General features: G+C 68.7%; 15 protein-coding genes. 8 read left to right on the top strand and 7 right to left on the bottom strand.

Annotation, left to right across the window (positions count from 1 at the left end; all coding sequences use genetic code 11):
- Window positions 1-48: 48 nt before the first annotated feature.
- Window positions 49-2616 (bottom strand): GcvT family protein, encoded by a 2568-nt coding sequence (locus C1H66_RS20430; protein WP_102629714.1) that lies wholly within the window; start codon window positions 2614-2616, stop codon window positions 49-51.
- 281 nt (window positions 2617-2897) lie between these two features.
- Here C1H66_RS20430 and C1H66_RS20425 point away from each other — a divergent pair, with 281 nt between their 5' ends.
- The 3 genes from C1H66_RS20425 (at window position 2898) to C1H66_RS20415 (ending at window position 5881) form a co-directional block, all read left to right on the top strand.
- Window positions 2898-4094, top strand: coding sequence for a glycine cleavage T C-terminal barrel domain-containing protein (locus C1H66_RS20425; RefSeq protein WP_102629713.1), 1197 nt, complete (start codon window positions 2898-2900; stop codon window positions 4092-4094).
- Between the two features lie 3 nt (window positions 4095-4097).
- Window positions 4098-5012: a methylenetetrahydrofolate reductase gene (locus C1H66_RS20420; protein WP_205738710.1), complete on the top strand. Its 915-nt coding sequence runs from the start codon at window positions 4098-4100 to the stop codon at window positions 5010-5012.
- Between the two features lie 233 nt (window positions 5013-5245).
- Window positions 5246-5881: a glycine zipper 2TM domain-containing protein gene (locus C1H66_RS20415; RefSeq protein WP_102629712.1), complete on the top strand. Its 636-nt coding sequence runs from the start codon at window positions 5246-5248 to the stop codon at window positions 5879-5881.
- A gap of 70 nt (window positions 5882-5951) precedes the next feature.
- Here the strand turns inward: C1H66_RS20415 and C1H66_RS20410 are convergent, their stop codons facing one another.
- Both C1H66_RS20410 and C1H66_RS20405 read right to left on the bottom strand, forming a co-directional pair.
- Window positions 5952-7436, bottom strand: a complete 1485-nt coding sequence (locus C1H66_RS20410) for a Na+/H+ antiporter NhaC family protein (protein WP_102629711.1) — start codon at window positions 7434-7436, stop codon at window positions 5952-5954.
- Between the two features lie 88 nt (window positions 7437-7524).
- Window positions 7525-8901 (bottom strand): glutamine synthetase family protein, encoded by a 1377-nt coding sequence (locus C1H66_RS20405; protein ID WP_102629710.1) that lies wholly within the window; start codon window positions 8899-8901, stop codon window positions 7525-7527.
- A 260-nt stretch (window positions 8902-9161) separates the two neighbouring features.
- Between C1H66_RS20405 and C1H66_RS20400 the strand changes: the two genes are divergently transcribed.
- From C1H66_RS20400 to C1H66_RS20390, 3 genes are read left to right on the top strand one after another with little or no spacing between them, the layout of a single operon-like run.
- Window positions 9162-9929, top strand: coding sequence for a gamma-glutamyl-gamma-aminobutyrate hydrolase family protein (locus C1H66_RS20400; RefSeq protein WP_102629709.1), 768 nt, complete (start codon window positions 9162-9164; stop codon window positions 9927-9929).
- 27 nt (window positions 9930-9956) lie between these two features.
- Complete coding sequence (locus tag C1H66_RS20395) at window positions 9957-11348, top strand: aspartate aminotransferase family protein (protein WP_102629708.1); 1392 nt, start codon at window positions 9957-9959, stop codon at window positions 11346-11348.
- The gene (locus C1H66_RS20390; protein WP_102629707.1) at window positions 11345-12853 is read left to right on the top strand and encodes an aldehyde dehydrogenase; all 1509 of its coding nucleotides are present in this window, start codon (window positions 11345-11347) and stop codon (window positions 12851-12853) included. Before C1H66_RS20395 ends, C1H66_RS20390 begins: the two co-directional genes overlap by 4 nt.
- 82 nt (window positions 12854-12935) lie before the next feature.
- Here C1H66_RS20390 and aguA read toward each other — a convergent pair whose 3' ends face one another.
- The 3 genes from aguA to C1H66_RS20375 all read right to left on the bottom strand — a co-directional run bounded on the left by aguA (window position 12936) and on the right by C1H66_RS20375 (window position 17047).
- Window positions 12936-14060 carry an agmatine deiminase gene (aguA, locus tag C1H66_RS20385; RefSeq protein WP_102629706.1) on the bottom strand — a complete coding sequence of 375 codons (1125 nt, stop codon included), beginning with the start codon at window positions 14058-14060 and terminating at the stop codon, window positions 12936-12938.
- Window positions 14061-14068: 8 nt separating this feature from the next.
- Window positions 14069-15415: a Na+/H+ antiporter NhaC family protein gene (locus C1H66_RS20380; protein ID WP_102629705.1), complete on the bottom strand. Its 1347-nt coding sequence runs from the start codon at window positions 15413-15415 to the stop codon at window positions 14069-14071.
- Between the two features lie 207 nt (window positions 15416-15622).
- Window positions 15623-17047 carry an aminotransferase gene (locus C1H66_RS20375; RefSeq protein WP_102629704.1) on the bottom strand — a complete coding sequence of 475 codons (1425 nt, stop codon included), beginning with the start codon at window positions 17045-17047 and terminating at the stop codon, window positions 15623-15625.
- Window positions 17048-17222: 175 nt separating this feature from the next.
- Here C1H66_RS20375 and C1H66_RS20370 point away from each other — a divergent pair, with 175 nt between their 5' ends.
- Both C1H66_RS20370 and C1H66_RS20365 read left to right on the top strand, forming a co-directional pair.
- Window positions 17223-18470, top strand: a complete 1248-nt coding sequence (locus C1H66_RS20370; RefSeq protein ID WP_102629703.1) for a M20 family metallo-hydrolase — start codon at window positions 17223-17225, stop codon at window positions 18468-18470.
- Entirely contained in the window at window positions 18467-19984 is a 1518-nt protein-coding gene (locus C1H66_RS20365) for an aldehyde dehydrogenase (protein ID WP_102629702.1), read from the top strand. Before C1H66_RS20370 ends, C1H66_RS20365 begins: the two co-directional genes overlap by 4 nt.
- 66 nt (window positions 19985-20050) lie before the next feature.
- On the opposite strand, the gene C1H66_RS20360 is transcribed toward C1H66_RS20365, so the two are convergent.
- Window positions 20051-20899, bottom strand: a complete 849-nt coding sequence (locus C1H66_RS20360) for a helix-turn-helix transcriptional regulator (protein WP_102629701.1) — start codon at window positions 20897-20899, stop codon at window positions 20051-20053.
- Window positions 20900-21083: the final 184 nt, after the last annotated feature.

Here is a 21083-nt window from a genome sequence, read left to right as displayed (position 1 = left end):
TTTCCGGCCGGGTAGGCTCAGGATGAATCACCTACCGAGAGATCCCAGTTAGCTCCTGTGGCGCTGATTGTCCGGGTCATAGAGGGCCCGACAGCCGACGGCCTCGACGCGCAGCGGGTAGTGCTCGCCGAAGTACTCCATGGTGACCACGTGCCCCTCACGGGCATGCTCCGCCGGCAGGTAGCCCAGGGCGATGATCCGGCCCAGCGAGGGGCCGTAGGCGATGCTGGTCACGTAGGAGCGGCGCCCCAGGGCGTCCACCAGTACTTCGCCGCTCTCCGGGTCGAGGATCGGCGAGTGGCCCACCGGATAGCGTGGCACGCCCCCGGCGTCCCGGTTCTCCTCCAGGGTCAGGGTGCAGAGGTAGGCCGGCTGTCGCTCACGCTCGCGCTGCTCCAGGTAGGCGGCGCGGCCATGGAAGTCCGCCGGCTTGACCCTGGGGCGCGCGAGCCCCGCCTCGACGAGGTTGTACTCGGTGAGCAGGTCGACGTTCTGCAGCCGCAGGCTCTTCTCCAGGCGGCGGCTGTTGGCGTAGGTCTCGATGCCCACCGGCGTCACGCCTTGTTCGTACAGCAGGTCCCACAGGGCGAGCCCGTAGCTGAACGGGATGTACAGCTCCCAGCCCTGCTCGCCCACATAGGAGATGCGGAAGGCCCAGATCGGCAGGCCGCGTACGCGGATCTCGCGGGCCGTGGCGAAGGGGAAGCGCTCGTCCTCCAGCGCCTGGGGGGTGTCGGCGAGCGCCTGCAGCGTGCGCCGGGCATTGGGCCCCCACAGACCCAGGGTGGCCAGGGTGTCGGTGCGATCCTCGACATGCACGCGGGTCAGTCCCCTGGCCTCGGCCATGCGCGCCATCCACACGTAGTCGCGATGGCCGGTATCGCCGCCGCAGATCACCCGGAAGGCATCGGTGGCGAGGCGCACGATGGTCAGGTCGGAGTGCACGCCGCCGACCTCGTCGAGGAAGTGGGTGTAGATTCCCTTGCCGAGCGGCGTCTCGCCACCCACCCGGGCCACCGAGAGGTACTCCAGCAGCGCCTCGGCGTCGGGCCCGGAGACGTCGAAGATGGCGAAGTGGGAGAGGTTGATCATGCCCACGTCCTCGCTCAGCGCGAGGTGCTCGGCGTTGGAGACCCGCCAGAAGTGGCGAGCGTCCCACTCGTCGGGGCGGTCGGGCACCCGGTCGGCGTAGCGCTCGAGCAGGTCCTCGTTGGCGGCATAGCCGTGGGCGCGCTCCCAGCCCGCCGCCTCCATGAAGTAGCCGCCGAGCGCCTGCTCCCGGGGCCAGAAGGGGCCGCGCCGCAGGTCGCGGCCCGACGCGAAGGGCTCGCGGGGGTGCACTGGCGGGTCGTAGATCTTCCTGGCGATCTCGAGACAGCGCCCGCGGACATAGTGCGACGTCTTCTGCACCGGGTAGAAGCGCGCGATGTCGATGCCGTGGGGGTCGAGCTCCGGTCTTCCCCGGGTGATCCAGTCGGCGAGCACCTTGCCCATGCCCGGGCCGTCCTTGACCCAGACCGCCTCGCAGAACCACAGGCCGCGGGTCTCCGGTGACTCGCCGACCAGCGAGCCGCCGTCGACGGTGACCGACAGCAGGCCGTTGAACGAATGCTTCTCGTCCCAGCCCAGTTCGCCGAGCGCGGGGGTGAGTTCCACCGCGCGGGTGAAGGCGTCCATGACCTGGTCGATCTCGAGGTCGCGCATGGACGGCGACAGCCGTGCCTGATGGCGCTCGAGGATCTCGGCGGGGGACACCAGGCGCGGGGCGGTGGTTTCGTAGTAGCCCCACTCGAGCCGACCGCCCTCGGCGGTCGTCGGATCACCGGTGTCGCGCATGTAGGCGGAGTTGCCCTGGTCGCGCAGCAGCGGGTAACCGATCTCCTCGCCGGTACCGGCGAAGACATCGAAGGGGCCGAAGAACAGCAGCGGGTGTTCCACCGGCATCAACGGCAGCGCCGCACCGGCCATGGCCGCCGGGATCGGCCCCCAGATCCCCGCGGTGACGATTACCACCGGGGTCTCGATATAGCCCTTGCTCGTTGCCACGCCACGCACCCGACCGTCCTTGACGTCGATGTCCAGTGCCGGGGTGTCGGCGAAGGCCCTGAGCCGGCCGGAGGCCACCGCCTGTTCGATCAGCTCGCCCGCCACCCGCTGCGAACGGGGCACCACCAGCCCGGCGTCGGGGTCCCACAGCGCGCCCTGGATCAGCTCCCGCTGCACCAGCGGAAAGCGCTCGACGACCTCGTCGGGGTCGATCAGCCGGACATTGGTGCCGAACGCCTTGCCCGAGGCGACCTTGCGCTTGAGCTCCTCCATGCGCGCGTCGTCGCCGACGCGTGCCACCTCGAGGCCGCCGATGCGCCGATAGTGGCCCAGGCGCTCGTAGAAACGCCGGCTGTAGGTGGTGGTGTAGCACGACATCTTGTCGTGGGACGTCATGTAGCAGAAGTCGGAGGCGTGGGAGGTGGAGCCGATGTCCGAGGGAAGGGCGGACTTGTCGAGCCCCACGAGGTTGTCCCAGCCCAACTCGATCAGGTGGTGGGCCACCGAGGCGCCGACGATGCCGCCCTGGCCGATGATCACCGCACTTGCCTGCCTGGGTAGTGTCGCCATGACCGCTCTCCTGTGGTGACCCGCCCTTGTCACCATAATCCAAGCCAGGCCCGCCTGCTGTCCTGTGGCGACTGCGACTGTCGTCGCTGCGACCGCAGGTTGCGACGCGGAGTTTGCCGATTGCGACAGCCCGGCCGAGGGGGTGTCGCAGCCACCAAAGTGGCCGTCGTCGCTGGCGCCATGATGAGGTGCCGGCGGCGCTAGCTTCGATTCAAGGACGGCCGATCGCCGTCCCTCCGCGACCCCTTGGTACGGGTCAGGAACGGAAAGGAGACATGATCATGTCCCAGGTCATCGAAAGCATCGAACCTACTCGGGAGGCACCGGAGATCCTGCTCTACCCGAGGATCCGCAAGTCACCGTTCTTCTACGCCTCTCGCCGTCACGGGGTGCGCAAGTACAGCGTCTACAACCACCACTATCATCCGCGGCTGTATACCGACCCGGTCGACGAGTACTGGGCCCTGGTGCAGGGCGTCACCCTCTGGGACGTGGGCGTGGAGCGGCAGATCGAGATCGCAGGCCCGGACGCCTTCGCCTTCACCCAGATGCTGGTGCCCCGCGACATGCGCCAGTGCAAGGTCGGGCAGTGCAAGTACGTCTTCGTCACCGCCCCCGACGGCGGCATCATCAACGACCCGGTACTGCTGCGCATCGACGAGGATCGCTTCTGGCTGTCGCTGGCCGACAGTGACGTGATGCTCTGGTGCCAGGGACTGGCCTACCACTCGGGCATGGACGTCACCATCCGGGAGGTGGACGTGGCACCGGTACAGGTCCAGGGCCCGAAGGCCAAGCAGGTCATGATCGACCTGTTCGGCGAGCGGGTGCTGGAGATCCCCTACTACCACCTCATGGAAGCGACGCTCGACGACATGTCGGTGGTGGTCTCGCGCACCGGCTATTCCGGCGAGATCGGCTACGAGATCTACCTCCGCGATGCGTCCCGTCATGGCGAGCGTCTCTGGCAACGGGTCTTCGAGGCCGGCCGGCCCCATCAGTTGCAGGTCATCGGCCCCTGTCACATCCGCCGCATCGAGGGGGGGATCCTCGCCTTCGGCTGCGACATCTGGTACGACACCAACCCCTTCGAAGTGGGCATGGGCTACGACTGGATGGTCGACCTGCGGGGCGACGACGACTTCATTGGCCGCGCGGCGCTGGAGCGCATCAAGGCCGAGGGGGTGTCGCGCAAGCTGGTGGGCGTGGAGATCGAGGGGCCGAACGTCGGCTACTTCACCGATGGGTCGATGATCGATGTCTTCCCGGTATACGACACCGCCGGCGAACGCATCGGCCAGGTGACCTCGGCCACCCACTCGCCGCGCCAGGACCGCAATATCGGTTACGCCATGGTGCCGACGGCCCATGCCGAGCTCGGCACGCCACTGCGTATCGAGGCCAATACCGGCATGCAGGACGCCGTGGTGGTGCCGAAGCCGTTCCATGATCCGAGCAAGGAAATCCCCAAGGGCTGAGCCATGAACGACATGCAGCGGTTGGTGACGGTCGAGGCAGTCGGCAGGATCCGTGAGGTCCTTGCCGCCCCCCGCTACGAGCTGCTGCCGCTCAAGGGGATGCAGGAAGTGGCCCGGCACCTGCCCGCGGGGGCCGTGGTCACCGTGACCTGCTCGCCGCGGCACGGCCTCGAGCGAACCCTGGAGGCGGCCGAGTGGCTGGCGGTGGCGGGCTTCCAGGTGGTGCCCCACATCGCCGCCCGCCTGGTTCGTGACCCGGCCCACCTGCGACGGCTGGTGGCGCGCATGCTGGCCGCCGGCATCGACGACTGCTTCGTGGTGGGGGGGGATGCCGAGCGCCCCGCGGGGGAGTACGCCGGCGGCGCGGAGCTCCTCGAGGCCATGGCGGCGATGTCGTCACGGCCCTCACGCCTCGGGGTGCCCGCCTACCCCGAGGGCCATCACCGCTTAGATGACGCCACCCTGCAGCGGGTCCTCGACGCCAAGGCGGCGCTGGCCGACTACGCCGTGACGCAGATGTGCTTCGAGGCCTCGACGGTACTGGCCTGGCTCGAACGGCAGCGCCGATCCGGCATGACACTGCCGGTCTATGCCGGGATCCCCGGCGTGCTGGAGCGTACCCGCTTGCTGTCGGTGGCCATGCGCCTCGGGCTCGGCACCTCGACACGGGTGTTGAGTCGCCGCACGGGGCTGGTCGGGCGCCTGCTGCAGCCCGCCGTCTATCGCCCCGACGACCTGCTGCAGGGGCTTCTCCCGGCCGTCGGGGACGGCGGGATCGCCGGCCTGCATGTCTACAGCTTCAACCAGGTGGGCGCCACCCGCGCCTGGCTCGATGCCCATCACGCCGCGCACTGTCGGGGGCTCGGGCTCGCAACGTTGGCGACGCCCGAGCCCGCTCCCGCCGGGCCGCCCGGCTGACCCGGCCAGGTGAGCATCGGGGCTGTCGTCATCCACCGACAGCTGGTCAGAGAATATGGAAGTCCCTCCTGGGCGCTGTCACCGCCCTCCGGTCGGCATATACTCGAGGCATCGCTTCGAGGAGGCGCAGGAAGCGCCACTCGATATCGCAATCCTTCTCGTGTCATGCATCTCCCGGAGCCGATGCCCTCATCATCGCAAGAGGCGCCCGAGCGCCCCCAAGGAGGTGTCAGATGAGCAAGTCGATCATGGTCGGTACCACACTGGCCGTACTGGGTCTGGGCGGTCTCGCCTTTGGCGCCTGGCAGGTCCAGCAGCAGGAGGCCGGCCCGCAGTATGCCGAGATCGTCGGTGTCCAGGCGCTGACCCGTACCGTGGAGACGCCCCGCGAGGTGTGCGAGGACGTGGTGGTGAACCGGGAGGTGCCCGTGGAGGTGCCCGTCGCTCAGTCCGGCCAGGCGGCCGGTAGCCGCGATCCGCACCGGATCGTCGGGACCGCGGCCGGGGCCATCGTCGGTGGCCTGCTCGGCAACCAGGTGGGCGGCGGCAGTGGCAAGAAGCTCGCCACCGTGGCCGGCGCCGTGGGCGGTGGCCTGGCCGGCCGCGAGGTGCAGAACCGCGTCGAGGCCCGTCAGCATGCCCAGGCGGCTCAGCCCCAGACCCAGATCCAGATGCAGACCCAGAGCGTCACCGAGCGGCAGTGCCAGACGGTGGTGGATACCCATCAGGAGACCGAGGGTTACGAGGTCACCTGGCAGCATGGCGAGGTGACCCAGACCAGCCGCCTGGACAGCCCGCCCCAGGGCGACCGGGTACTGCTCGAGGAGGGACAGCCGCAGTGGCAGGCGGTGGTCGCGCAGGGCGGCTGACACCCCGCGGCGAGTCATGAACGACAGCGCCCCGGCCAGAATGGCCGGGGCGCTGTCGTTCGGGGGCGGCTCAGCTCAGCAGGTGGCCCAGGGCCAGGAAGCCCGTCGCGGTGATGCCGGCCCCCAGCAGGGCATAGGGGAACTGGGTCAGGGCGTGCTGCATCGGCTGGCAGCCGCTGCCCTGGGAGGAGAGGACCGAGGAGTCGGAGAAGAAGCAGGCATGGCTGCCGAAGCTCGAGGCGGAGAGCAGCGCACCGACGACCAGCGGCATCGGGGCCCCCATGTGCTGGGCGATGGGGATCACGATGGGGATCGAGATCACGAACACCCCCCAGGAGGAGCCGGTGGCGAACACCACCACGGCCATGGAGAGGAAGACGATGGCCGGCAGCAGGGCGACCGTCAGGTGGGGGGTCAGGGCGTCGATCATGAAGGCGGTCATGCCCAACTGCTCGTTGATCTCGCGCAGCACGAAGCCCACCGCGACGATGGCCAACGGCAGCATCATGGTGCGGAAGCCGTCCATGATGGCATCCATCAGGGTGTTGAAGGTGGCCAGGCGCTGGATCAGGTAGAGCAGGATGGTGAACATGATCGCCACGATCACCCCCTTGAGCAGGTCGATCTCGAACCAGGCGCTGGCGCCGATCAGCATCGCCATCGGGGCCAGGAAGTTGAACACGCCGACCCAGGGGCGGGTCCGCGGGGCCTCGTCGTCGCCGAGCGCGACATCGGGCGCACCGTCGGGGATCGGCTGACCGGCCCGGGCGCGGGCCTCGGCGGCCTTCATCGGCCCGAGATCCGGCATGAGCCCGCCGGCCACCAGCAGCACCAGGCCCAGGGCCACCCAGCCATAGAGCATGAAGGGGATCGACTGGATATAGAGCCACATGCCGGAGGTCTCGGTGGCGCCGTTGGTCTCGAGCAGCTCGGCGAAGTAGACCGCCCAGGTGGAGAGCGGCACCAGGATGCAGATCGGTGCCGCGGTGGAGTCGACGATATAGGCCAGCTTCTCCCGGGAGACCCCGAAACGGTCGGTGAGGCGCTTCATGGCCGCCGAGGTGGCGAGGGCGTTGAGGTAGTCATCGATGAAGATCAGCACCCCCAGGGCGGCGGTACTCAGCAACGACTGGCGGCGCGTCCTGACCAGGCGGGTCATGAAGTGGCTGAAGCTCAGGGTGCAGCCCGACTTCTCCAGCATGGCGATGAAGCCGCCCATCAGGCCGCAGACCAGGATCAACCAGGCGATGGTCTCGTCCATCATCACCGACAGGGAGATGTCGGCCAGCTCGCCGACGAAATCCTGCGGCTGGAGCAGGATCAGGCCGGCGATCGAGCCGATCGCCAGGGCCTCGAGGGTCCGGTGGGTGGCGATGGCCACCACCAGCACGATCAGCGAGGGGACCAGGCTGATCCAGCCATAGTCGCTGCCGGCGGGGTGCGAGAGGGTCAGGCCGATGACCGTGGCCATGACCAGGCTGAACAGCAGGAGGGTGCGCCCCGAGCCGCGCCGGTCGGGGAGGCTGGGCGAAAAGGGATGGGCAGAGTGACTCATTCTCGGCTTCCTTGGAGATGTTGTTGTAGGTCTCGGGATCCGGGCGGGGGCCGTTGTGCTTGTCGTGGCGTGGCCCCGTGTCGCCCGCTCAGACGTGGCGCAGGTACCAGGCGTACTCCAGGTGGCTGACCTCCTGCATGGCCTGGGCGCGCTCGGCGCGCCGGTTGGCCACGAACACCCGGAGGAAGTCGTGGCCCAGCGCCTCGCCCAGTACCTCGTCGGCCTCGAGCAGGGCGAGGGCCTGGTGCCAGCTGTTGGTCAGGCTTGGCTCGAACTGCTCATAGGCGTTGCCGCTCACGGCCGGGGGCGGCGACAGGCGCTGCTCCAGCCCATGCGCGATCCCCGCCAGCAGCGTGGCCATCAGCAGGTAGGGATTGGCGTCGGCGCCGGCGACGCGATGCTCGATGCGCCGCGCCGCATTGGGACCCGAGGGAATGCGCAGGGCCACCGAGCGGTTGTCGTAGCCCCACGTCGGCGCCATGGGCACATAGAGCCCGGGCTGGAAGCGGCGGAAGGAGTTGAGGTTGGGCGCACAGATCGCCATGGAGGGCGGCATCAGCGCCAGCAGGCCGGCGATCGCCTGGCGCAGCCGGGGCGTGCCCAGGGGATCGCCGTCCTCGGCGGCGAAGACGTTCGCCCCCGACTCGTCGAGCAGGCTGATATGCACATGGGTGCCGTTGCCGGCCTCCAGGCCGTAGGGCTTGGCCATGAAGGTGGCCTCGAAGCCGTGGGTCAGGGCCACGCCCTTGATCAGCCGCTTGAGCAGCACGGCGCTGTCGCAGGCCGCCAGGGCATCGTCGCAGTGGACCAGGTTGACCTCGAACTGCCCCGGGGCACACTCCTTGAGGGCCGTGTCCAGGGGCAGCCCCTGGGCGAGCGCCGCGGCCTGGATGTCCTCGAGGAAGTCGGCGTACTCGTCGAGCTCGAGCATCGAGTAGAGCTGGCTCTGGGTCGCCCGTTCGCCGCTGCCCGGCGAGCACGGCGGCTGGATCAATCCTTCGGCGGTACGCACCCGGTCGATCAGGTAGAACTCCAGCTCCACGGCGACCACCGGGGTCAGGCCGGCGCGGCGCAGGCGTTGCAGCACCCGGGTGAGCACCTGGCGGGGGTCGGCGAAGAAGGGGGTCTCGTCGGCCTCGACCATGGTCATCAGCAGCTGCGCCTGGCGACCCCGCCGCAGCCAGGGGCTCGGCACCAGGCTGCCGGCAATCGGCCGGCAGACCCGGTCGCCGTCGCCGGTGGCGAGCCCCAGGCCGGTCTCCTCGATGGTGTTGCCGTTGATATCCAGCGCGAAGACCGAGGCCGGCAGGTTGACGCCGTCACGACACGCCTTCTCCAGGTTGTCGCGGGGAATGCGCTTGCCGCGCATCACGCCGTTGAGGTCGCTGATCAGCAGGTCGATGCTGTCCACCTCGGGGTGGCGTGAGAGAAAGTCGCGAGCTTCATCGACGGGTAAGGACGACATGGTGTCACCTGTGGAGTCTGGTTCGTTGTTGATGGGGGTATCTTTCCGGCAGAGAACGGGTGTTGTCAAATCCTTTACAGCGACGGCTCGGGGATTCGCCGGGATCGCACCCGGACAATCTTTTTTATTTGTCATTATATCAACTGCTTAATCTCGAAAATCCCGAGGCGGGAGCGACGGTGTGTTGGCAAGGGAAATCAACGGCGGTATGTTGAGTAAAGCATAACAACCCGCATCATGAGTGTTTCAAGGAGGCTGCGATGCAGACCCGACCCCTGGTGGGCGTGATCGCCTGTCGCCGTGAGGTGGAGGGGCACCCCGCTCACATGGTCACCGACAAGTACCTGAGTGCCCTGCGCGACTATGGCCTGGCACCGGTGATCCTGCCGGTCTGGGAGGATGCCGTGGAGGGTGACCTGCTGGCCCATCTCGACGGCCTGCTGCTGACCGGCAGTTACAGCAACGTGGCGCCGCGGCGCTACGGCGCCGAGCGTGCCCCCGAGAATACCCGCGACGACCCCCATCGCGATGCCGTGGCGCTGGCGTGCATTCCCGCCGCCCTGGACCTCGGCCTGCCGCTGCTGGGCATCTGCCGCGGCTTCCAGGAGATCAACGTGGCCTTCGGCGGCACCCTGCATCAGGCGGTGCAGGGGGTGCCCGGCCTGCTCGACCATCGCGAACCGGCGGGCGATCTCGAGGCCTGCTATGCCCCGGCCCACGACCTGACGATCCTGCCCGGCGGCGTCCTCGCGGCGCTCTATTCCCGGCCGGACGCCCGGGTCAACTCCCTGCACCAGCAGGGCATCGCCGAGCTGGGGCCGGGGCTCGTCGCCGAGGCCACGGCCCCCGACGGCCTGATCGAGGCGGTATCGGTGGCCGGCGCGCCGGCCTTCGCCCTGGCCGTGCAGTGGCACCCGGAGTGGCGACCCCGGGAGCACCCGCTCTACCACGCCCTTTTCCGCAGCTTCGCCGAGGCCTGCCGTACCCGCCAGGCCACCGGCGCCGCCCTTGATTCCCAGCCGGCTTGAGGCCGCTTTGATCTGGAGACATCCGCGATGAACACCCGTGACTATCAGGCCCTGGACCGCGCCCACCACCTGCACCCCTTCACCGACTTCAAGGCCCTGGGCGAGGAGGGGAGCCGCATCATCACCCGCGCCGAAGGGGTTTATATCCATGACAGCGAGGGGCATCGCATCCTCGACGCCATGGCCGGCCTGTGGTGCGTCAACCTCGGCTATGGCCGCCAGGAACTGGTGGACGCCGCCACCGCCCAGCTGCAGCAACTGCCCTACTACAACAACTTCTTCAAGACCACCCACCCGCCGGCGGTCAGGCTGGCCGCGAAGCTGTGTGACCTCGCCCCCGCGCATATCAATCATGTGTTCTTCACCGGCTCGGGGTCCGAGGCCAACGACACCATGTTGCGCATGGTGCGCCGCTACTGGGCGCTGAAGGGCCAGCCGCAGAAGCAGTGGATCATCGCCCGGGAGAACGGCTACCACGGCTCCACCCTGGCCGGCATGAGCCTCGGCGGCATGGCGCCCATGCACGACCAGGGCGGCCCGCCGGTGCCCAAGATCGCCCATGTGCGCCAGCCCTATTGGTTCGGTGAAGGGCGGTTCGGTGAAGGCGGCGACCAGGACCCCGAGGCCTTCGGTCGCGCCTGCGCCGAGGCCCTCGAGGCGCAGATCCTCGAGCTCGGCGAGCAGAACGTCGCCGCCTTCCTCGCCGAACCGGTGCAGGGGGCCGGCGGCGCCATCATCCCGCCGGCCAGCTACTGGCCGGCGGTGAAGGCGGTGCTGGCGAAGTACGACATCCTACTGGTGGTCGACGAGGTGATCTGCGGCTTCGGCCGGCTGGGCGAGTGGTTCGGCAGCGTCCACTACGACCTCAAGCCCGACCTGATGCCCATCGCCAAGGGGCTGTCGTCGGGCTACCTGCCCATCGGTGGGGTGCTGGTGGGCGACCGGGTCGCCGATACCCTGATCGAGGAGGGCGGCGAGTTCTTCCACGGCTTCACCTACTCCGGCCATCCGGCCTGTGCCGCGGTGGCGCTGAAGAACCTCGAGCTGATGGACGCCGAGGACATCGTCGAGCGGGTGCGCGATGATCTCGGCCCCTATCTGGCCCGCCGCTGGGCGGAGCTGGCCGACCACCCCATCGTCGGCGAGGCCCGCTCGCTGGGGCTGATGGGGGCCCTGGAGCTGATCGACCCCGAGACCGGCGAGCGCTTCGACAAGGCGCTGGGCGCCGGCAACCTGTGCCGTGACATCTGCTTCGAGCTGGGCCTGGTGATGCGTTCGGTGGGTGATACCATGATCATCTCGCCGCCGCTGGTGATCACCCGTGGCGAGATCGATGAGCTGGTCACCAAGGCCCGGGCCGCCCTGGACGCCACCCTGGCCGACCTTCGTCAACCCGCTGCCGAGGAGTCCATTGCATGAGCCATTCCACGAATGAGTCCCCACGGACCCGCGACGACTGGCACGCCCTGGCGGGCTCCCTGAGCCTTGAGACCCGCGCCTTTATCGACGACACCTTCGTCGACGCGGCAAGCGGCGAGACCTTCACCACCGTCAACCCGGCCACCGGCGAGACGCTCGCCGAGGTGGCTAGCTGCGATGCCGCCGACGCCGAGCTCGCCGTGGGGCATGCCCGGGCGGCCTTCACGCGTGGCGACTGGTCGCGGCTGGCGCCGGGCAAGCGCAAGAAGGTCATGCTCCGGCTCGCCGAGTTGATGGAGACGCACAGGCACGAGCTGGCGCTGCTCGATACCCTCGACATGGGCAAGCCGGTATCGAGTTCGCTGGGCGACACCGCCGGTGCCATCGCCTGCCTGCGCTACAACGCCGAGTCCATCGACAAGCTCTATGGCGAGGTGGCGCCCACCGGCGAGGAGAGCCTGGCGCTGGTGTTGCGCGAGCCGCTGGGGGTGGTGGCCTCCATCGTGCCGTGGAACTTCCCGCTGATGATGACCGCCTGGAAGATCGCCCCGGCGCTGGCCGCCGGCAACAGCGTGATCCTCAAGCCCTCGGAGAAGTCGCCGCTCTCGGCGCTGCGGCTGGCGCAGCTGGCCCGCGAGGCCGGCATTCCCCGCGGCGTCTTCCAGGTACTGCCCGGCTTCGGCCACACCGTGGGCAAGGCGCTGGCGCTCTCCATGGAGGTCGACTGCCTGGCCTTCACCGGCTCCACCGGCACCGGCAAGCAGCTGATGCAGTACGCCGGCCAGTCGAACCTCAAGCGGGTCTATCTCGAGTGCGGCGGCAAGAGCCCGAACCTGGTCTTCGCCGACTGCAAGGACCTGGACGCCGTGGCCCGCCACGCCGCCGCGGCGATCTTCCACAACCAGGGCGAGGTGTGCATCGCCGGCTCCCGGTTGCTGGTGGAGAACTCGATCCGCGAGGCCTTCGTCGAGCGTGTATTGAAAGCAGCCGAGACCATGCAGCCCGGCGACCCCCTCGACCCGGCCAGTTTCATGGGCGCCATCGTCGACGAGGCCCAGCACCGACGCATCCTCGACTATATCCGCCAGGGGGTGGAGGAGGGCGCCCGGCTGTGCGCCGGTGGCCAGGCCCTCGAGGGCCAGGGGCTCTTTATCCCGCCCACGGTGTTCGACGGCGTGACGCCGGCCATGACCATCGGTCGCGAGGAGATCTTCGGCCCGGTGCTCTCGGTATTCGGCTTCGACAGCGAGGAGGAGGCCGTGGCCATGGCCAACGACAGCGTCTACGGCCTGGCGGCGGGGCTGTGGAGCCAGGACATCGACCGCATCCTGCGGGTGACGCGCCGGCTGCAGTCGGGGCAGGTGTTCGTCAACAACTGGGCCGGCGGCGACCAGACGGTACCCTTCGGCGGCGTCAAGCAGTCGGGCAACGGCCGCGACAAGTCCCATCACTCCCTCGAAGAGTACTCGGAACTCAAGAGCGTCTGGATAGCGCTGTCGACCTGAGCCCGGGGGCGTGAGCGAAACGACGTGAGCGAAACGACGACGCCGGCCCTCGAGGCCGGCGTCGTCGTGCTGGCGGTTCGCCTCAGGGCCGCGGCTGTTGCTGGGTGATGCAGTGGATATTGCCGCCGCCGAGCAGGATCTCCCGGGCCGGCACGCCGATCACCCGCTTGTCGGGGAAGAGCCCCTGGAGGATCTCCCGGGCCGCCCCGTCATGGGCCGGGTCGAGCAGCGGCATCACCACCACCGAGTTGCCGATGTAGAAGTTGACGTAGGAGCCGGCCATGCGATCGCCGGGCCGACGCGGGTGCGAGTGGCTGAGGCGATCGATGCCGCTGGCCTCGTCCTCGGCGATATACAGCGGCCCCGGCTGGGGCAGTTTGTGCACCCTCAGGCGCCGCCCCTTGGCGTCGGTGGTGGCCTCCAGTATCGCCAGGGCCTCCCGGCAGATGGCGTGCTGGGGGTCGCTCTCGTCGTCGCACCAGGTCAGGGCCACCTCGCCGGGGGCGACGAAGCAGCAGAGGTTGTCCACGTGGCCGTCGGTCTCGTCGAGATGACAGCCCCGGGGCAGCCAGATCACGTTGGTCACCCCCAGATAGTCCCTGAGCACCGTCTCCATCTCGGCGCGGTCGAGGGAGGGATTGCGGTTGGCATTGAGCAGGCACTCCGCGGTGGTGATCAGGGTGCCCTCGCCGTCCACGTGGAGGGCGCCGCCCTCGAGCACCACCGGCGCCGCGAAGCGCGGGATGCCCAGCATCTCGGCGATCTTGGTGCGGATACGGCGATCCTTGTCCCAGGGGAAGTAGAGCCCGCCGTCGAGGCCGCCCCAGGCGTTGAACTCCCAGTCGACCAGGGCCAGGCGGCCGTCGGGGTGGGTGAGGAAGGTGGGCCCCACGTCGCGCATCCAGGCGTCGTTGCTGGAGAGCTCCACCACCCGCACCCGGGGTGGCAGCTGGTGGCGGGCGTTCTCGTACTGGTCGTCGTTGACGCCGACATACACCGTCTCGCTCTCGGCGATGGCGCTGGCCACCGCCACGAAGGCCTGCTGGGCCGGCTTGGCCCCATAACGCCAGGTGTCGGGCCGCTGGGGCCACAGCATCCAGCAGGCGTCGTGGGGAGCGAACTCGGCGGGCATGGCGAAGCCCAGGGCCGCGGGGGTGGGTGCCCCGTTCGGCGTGGCGACGTTATCGGTCTCGAGAGGATGTGTCATGGTCGTTCTCACAGGTGGCCCACCATCAGGAAGACGGCGGCGGCGATGGTCGCGGCGATCAGCACATAGGGGAGCTGGGTCAGGGCATGGGCCATGGGGGTGCAGCCGCTGCCCTGGGCGGAGAGCACGGTGGAGTCGCCGTAGAAGCAGGCGTGGCTGCCGAAGGCGCTGGCCGAGATCAGGGCCCCGATCACCAACGGCATATGGCTGTCCATGCTCGCCGCCAGGGGCAGCACGATGGGCATGGCCACGGCGAACAGCCCCCAGAAGGAGCCGGTGGCGAAGGCCAGGAAGGCCATGGTGACGAACACCACCGCCGGCAGCATCCCGGGCGTCATCAGCGGCTGCACCGTGGCGATCACGTAGTCGGTGAGCCCCAGCACGTCGTTGACCTCCTTGAGGGTGAAGCCGGCCACCAGGGTGCCCAGCGGCATGATCATCGCCTTGAAGCCCTCCAGCGCCGTGTCGAAGGTGTCGTGGAAGCTCAGCAGCCGCTGGCCGAAGATCAGCACCAGGGTCACCGCCAGCGCCACGATCACCCCGCGCAGGATGTCGATCTCGAAGTACCAGGTGAAGCCGATCAGGGTGGCGATGGGCAGCAGGAAGTTGAGCAGGTGCGGGCGCTTGCCGCCGGTGTCCTTGACCTCCAGGGCGTTGTCGTCGACGCCTTCCGGCATCAGCCGGCCGGCGGCGGCGCGGGCCTCGGCGGCCTTCATCGGGCCGAGATCGGGGATCACGCCGATGGCGACGAGCGGCACGATGGCGGCGGCCACCCAGGCGTAGAACATGAAGGGGATCGCCTCGATATAGAGCCCCATGCCGTTGCCGGCGACGTCGTTGTCCTCCAGCAGGCCGGCGAAGAACACCGCCCAGGTGGAGAAGGGCACCAGGATGCAGATCGGCGCGGCGGTGGAGTCCACCACGTAGGCCAGCTTCTCGCGCGAGATATTGAAGCGGTCGGTGATCTTCTTCATCGAGGCGCTGATGGTCAGCGCGTTGAGGTAGTCGTCGACGAAGATCACCAGGCCCAGCAGCCAGGTGGCCAGCAGGCTCTGGCGGCGACCATGGATGCGCCGGGTGATCGCATCGCCGAAGCTCAGCACGCCGCCGGTCTTGACCAGCAGGGCGATCAGGCTGCCGAACAGGCCGCAGACCAGGATGATCCAGGTCACGGTGTCGTTGCCCAGCACCTCGAGCAGGATATCGGAGCCCTGGCTCACGACCCGGGTGGGCTCGACCATCAGCAGGCCCACCAGGGCGCCGGCCAGCAGCGACTCGATGGTGCGGCGGGTGATGATGGCCATGCCCAGCACCACGGCGGTGGGGAGCAGGCTCCAGGCACCAAAGGTTTCCATACAAGACTCTCTATTATCGTTGTGGTCGTTGTCTCAAGCGCCGGTCAGCCGGCCTTGGGGCAGAGAGATGAGCGCCGGGGGCAAGACGAAGCGAGGGTCTTTTGCCAGGGACGGCAAAAGTAGCGCCCATGGACGGGTTCACAGCGCCCTCGCACAGGCTTGTCGCCGGAAAGGCTCATCTCCTTCGCTGGGTGGTGAAAGCCGCTCTTAGAGGAAGCCGTCGGCGCGTAGAGAGGCCGTGGTGGCGGCGAAGGCCTCGTCGAGGATCGCCACCACGCGATCCACCACCTCGCGGTCCCAGATCAGCGGCGGCGAGATGATGTTGAGGTGGCCCACCGGGCGGATGATCAGGCCGCGCTTCTGGGCCTCGGCGGCGACCCGGTCGCCGACCCGTGCCTCCACCGGCAGCAGCTCCTTGGTGGCCTTGTCGGCGACGTTCTCGATGGCCAGCATGAAGTGGCTGCCGCGCACATCGCCCACCGTCTCGTGATCCGCCAGGGTCTTGAGCTGCCGCTCCAGATAAGGCCCCACCTCGCGCACGCTCGCGCAGATCCCCTCGCGCTCCATGATCTCGATGTTGGCGAGCGCCGCCGCACAGCTCACCGGGTGACCGGAGTAGGTGAAGCCGGTGCTCAGCACGCCGCCCTTGCGCTGGGGAGTGCCCAGCACCTCGAAGAGGTCATCGGAGATCAGGGTGGCGCCCAGGGGCGCATAGCCCGACGACAGCCCCTTGGCGCAGTTGATGATGTCCGGCCGGGTGTCGAAGACCGCCTCGGAGGCGAAGAAGTGGCCCAGGCGGCCGAAGCCGGTGACCACCTCGTCGGCGATAAAGAGGATCTCGTTGTCGCGACACACCGCCTGCATGCGGGCGTGGTAGCCCTTCGGCGCCATCAGCACGCCGCCGGCGCCCATGATCGGCTCGGCGATAAAGGCGGCAATGTTATCCGCACCAAGGCGCTCGATGGTCTCTTCCAGCTCGGCCACCAGCTGGTCGCAGTAGTCCGCCTCGCTCATGCCCTCGGGGCGGCGGTAGAGGTTGGCCTCGCTGAGATGGGTGACCAGGTGGTCGAGGGTGTCGAAGTCCCAGTTGTTGCTCTCGATGCCGGTCAGGCTGGCGGCCAGGTAGGTGGTGCCGTGGTAGGCGTTACGGCGTGAAAGGATGCGCTTCTTGTTCGGCTTGCCCAGGCGGTTGAAGTAGTAGTGCACCAGGCGGATGGTGGCGTCGTTGGCCGCCGAGCCGCCGCAGCTGAAGAACACGTGATTGAGGTGGGCCGGGGCCAGTTCGGCGAGCTTGGCGGCCAGCTCCGCCGCCGGGGCGTTCGACAGGTTGTTGAAGGTGGAGAAGTAGGCCATGCGAGTGGCCTGCTCCGCCATCGCCTGGCCGATCTCGGCACGGCCATGACCCACGTTGACGCACCACAGGCCGGCGATGCCGTCGATGAAACGGTTGCCGTGGGCATCCGAGACGTAGATGCCGTCGCTGTCGGTGATCAGGTCGCAGCCCTTGTCGTGGAAGACGCTGAAGTCGGTGAAGGGGTGGATGAAATGATCCTTGTCCTTCTGCCATAGCGCCTGGGCGTCGTAGTGCCGCGTCGGCTGGGTGGGGCGGGCGGGGGTCGCTGTCGTTGTCATGGGGTGGCTCCTCTCTCGGTGTCTCGTGGTGACCGACAGGGCCAGCCTAAGCAGGGCGAGGGTGCCGCCGGTATATCCTGATTGGGGTATATCGGCGCGCTCGGGGGGCCGCCTAAGGTGTAGCCATTCCGCAGCAAGCAACAAGCACCATTCACAAGAACGGGGAGGCACCTGAATGAGCGTTTCCATCGATGGCCAGCGGCTCTGGTCGAGCCTGATGGCCATGGCCGAGATCGGCCCCACCGCGAACGGCGGCAGCTGCCGCCTGGCGCTCACCGAGGAGGACGCCGCCGGGCGGCGCCTGCTGATCGAGTGGTGCGAGGCGATCGGCTGCACCCTGCGGGTCGACCGGGTCGGCAACCTCTTTATCCGCCGCCCCGGCAAGCGCGACGACCTCGACCCGGTGGCCACCGGCAGCCACCTGGATACCCAGCCTAAGGGCGGGCGCTTCGACGGCATCCTCGGGGTGCTGGCGGGCCTCGAGGTGTTCCGTACCCTGCACGACCAGGGCATCGTCACCGAGCGGCCCCTGGAACTGGTGGTGTGGACCAACGAGGAGGGCAGCCGCTTCGCCCCGGCCATGGTGGCCTCCGGTGCCTTCGCCGGCGAGTTCTGCGAGGCCTACACCCTGTCGCGGGCGGATCGCGACGGCGTGACCCTGGGCCAGGCCCTGGAGGCCAGCGGCTTCGCCGGCGAGATGCCCCTCGGCGAGCCGCGCCTGGCGAGCTTCTTCGAGCTGCATATCGAGCAGGGCCCGGTGCTGGAGGAGGAGGGCGAGGCCATCGGCGTGGTCACCGGGGTGCAGGGCATGCGCTGGTTCGACGTGATCCTGCGCGGCCAGCCGGCCCATGCCGGCCCCACTCCCATGGCCTATCGCCGCGATGCCCTGGCCGCCTGCGCCCGATTGATCGACCGCCTGCAGGGCCATGCCCTGGCGGATAGCAGCGGCGGCACCAAGGTCACCGTCGGCTGCCTGGAGATCGACAGCCCGTCGCGCAACGTGATTCCCGGCGAGGTGCGCCTGACCGTGGACCTGCGCCACGTGGTGGAGAGCGAGCTGGATGCCCTCGAGGCCCGCTATGCGCGGGAGCTGGATGCCGTGGCCGAGACCTTCGGCGTGGAGGTGAGAAGCGAGCGTATCTGGGCCTCGCCGGTGGTGGCCTTCGATGCCGGCTGCATCGACGCCGTGGAGCGGGCCGCCCGGGCCCAGGGCGTACCCTGGCGCCGCATGATGAGCGGCGCCGGCCACGACGCCGTCTATGTCTCCCGGGTCGCCCCCACCTCGATGATCTTTATTCCCTGCCGCGACGGCATCAGCCATAACGAGGCGGAGTACGCCACCCCGGAGCACTGCGCCCTGGGCGCCCAGGTGCTCCTGGACGCCATGCTGGAACGCGCCAACACCCTGGAGGCGAGCCAATGAGTGCCATCGAGTCCGTTCAGTCTCCCACCACCAAGGCCGACTGGCAGGCCCTGGCCGACGCCGTGATCCCGAGCCTGGAGACCCGCGCCTTTATCGACGACGCCTTCGTCGATGCGGTGAGCGGCGAGACCCTGGCCACCCTCAACCCGGCCAGCGGCGAGACCCTGGCGCAGGTTGCCAGCTGCGACGCCGCCGATGCCGAACTCGCGGTGGCCGCGGCCCGCAGTGCCCATGCCCGGGGCGACTGGTCGCGGCTGGCGCCGGCCGAGCGCAAGCGGGTGCTGCTCCGGTTGGCCGAGCTGATGGAGGCGCACAAGAACGAACTGGCGCTGCTCGACACCCTGGACATGGGCAAGCCGGTCTCCAGCTCGCTGGGCGATATCGAAGGCGCCATCGGCTGCCTGCGCTACACCGCCGAGGGCATCGACAAGGTCTACGGTGAGGTAGCGCCCACCGGCGACGATAGCCTGGGCCTGGTGCTGCGCGAGCCGCTGGGGGTGGTGGCCTCCATCGTGCCCTGGAACTTCCCGCTGATGATGACCGCCTGGAAGATCGCCCCGGTACTGGCCGCCGGCAACTGCGTGATCCTCAAGCCCTCGGAGAAGTCACCGCTCTCGGCGCTACGCCTGGCGCAGCTGGCCAAGGAGGCGGGCCTGCCGCGGGGCGTCTTCCAGGTGCTGCCCGGCTATGGCCACACCGTGGGCAAGGCGCTGGCGCTGTCCATGGAGGTCGACTGCCTGGCCTTTACCGGCTCTACCCAGGTGGGCAAGCAGCTGATGCAGTACGCCGGCCAGTCCAACCTCAAGCGGGTCTACCTGGAGTGCGGCGGCAAGTCGCCCAACCTGGTCTTCGCCGACTGCAAGAACCTGGACCAGGTGGCCCAGCACGCCGCCGCGGCGATCTTCCATAACCAGGGCGAGGTATGTATCGCCGGTTCGCGCTTGCTGGTGGAGAACAGCATTCGCGAGGCCTTCGTCGACCAGGTGGTCGAGGCCGCCAAGGCCATGCAGCCCGGCGATCCGCTGGATCCCGCGAGCTTTATGGGCGCCATGGTCGATGAAACGCAATACCGGAGCGTGCTCGACTATATCGCCAAGGGCCGCGAGGAGGGCGCGCGGCTGCGCGCCGGTGGCAAGGCCCTCGAGGGGCCCGGCTACTTTATTCCGCCTACCATCTTCGACGGGGTGACCCCGGCCATGACCATCGGTCGCGAGGAGATCTTCGGCCCGGTGCTCTCGGTGTTCGGCTTCGATGGCGAGGAGGAGGCGGTGCAACTGGCCAACGACAGCGACTATGGCCTGGCCGCGGGGCTATGGAGCCAGGATATCGATCGCATCATGCGCCTCTCCCGCAAGCTCCAGTCCGGTCAGGTGTTCGTCAATAACTGGGCCGGCCCGGACATGACGGTGCCCTTCGGCGGCGTCAAGCAGTCCGGCAACGGCCGCGACAAGTCCCTGCACTCCCTGGCGGAGTACACCGAACTCAAGACCGTATGGATGGCGCTGACGCCCTGAGGCACTGGTACCCGGCACGAAGGGGAGGCTGCCAACGGCCCCGGGCGTTGTCGGCGAGGGGCGTGGTCAGCCCGTCTGCTGGCGCGAGACCAGCGCCACGTGGTCGAGGAACAGCCGGAACAGCTGCGACTGGCTGGAGACCTCGAGGCGCTGGTAGATGTGCTTGCGGTGGACCTTGACGGTGCCGTCGCTGATGGCCAGCTCCCGGGCGGCCGACTTGGTGGAGTGGCCGGCGAGCAGCAGGCGCACGATCTCCTGCTCGCGGGCGGTCAGCACACCGGCACCGAAGCTGGCGAAGGCGGCCTCCACCGGGGCCTGTGCCTCCAGATGCTGCTGGAACTGCCCGCCCTGCCATTTCCAGTAGTCGATCAGCAGGACCTCGATGACCGGCGAGACGTTGCGTAGCGCCTGCAGCGCTCGTCGCTTGAGCGGCATGTCCGTCCGGAAGCCCAGCGACACCACGATCACCACGTCTTCCGTCACCCGGGCGAAGAGCCCGACCTCGTCCACCAGCCCCAGGGCACGGTAGTAGTGGGCATAGTAGTCGCTCGACTCGAAGCGGTCCGGCGCCAGCTCCCGCAGCCGGTGGGCGCCCCGGTCGAGGCCCTCGCGCACCGCGGTGAAGAAGGGGTCGAGCAGGTAGGCCTCGCTGAGATAGCGGTCGATACCCTGTGCGCGACTCTCCGCCGGGTAGTCGTCGTGGATCAGCAGCGGCCGCTGGCGGCCGTGGTAGGTGTTGATCAGGATGGTGTCGAAGGGAGCCAGCGCTCTCAGGGTCTGCTCCAGCCGGGCGGGGAGGTCCCGGGTGGCTGCCGCCTGGATCAGGCCGGCCAGGTGTCGGTGCCAGCCGGCACTGCCGCGGCCGGCCAGGAAATCGCGGTCAAGCTCGCCGGTGGGCGGCGGGGGGTGTTTCATGGGTGGCTCGTGACGGGAGGCGGTCGCCAGACGATACCTCACGGGATGGTGATGACCAAGCCGGCGTCCGAGTCGCGATTGCCGAAACGACAAGGCCGGCTCCCGGGAGCCGGCCCTGTCATGGCAAGGGGACGCGAGCAGGCGCTCAGTTACGGCCCCCGCCGGCACCGCCACCGCCGCCACC

The organism is Halomonas heilongjiangensis, from assembly GCF_002879645.1.
GTDB classification, from domain to species: domain Bacteria; phylum Pseudomonadota; class Gammaproteobacteria; order Pseudomonadales; family Halomonadaceae; genus Halomonas; species Halomonas heilongjiangensis.
This window is presented reverse-complemented; position numbering and strand designations above follow the sequence as displayed.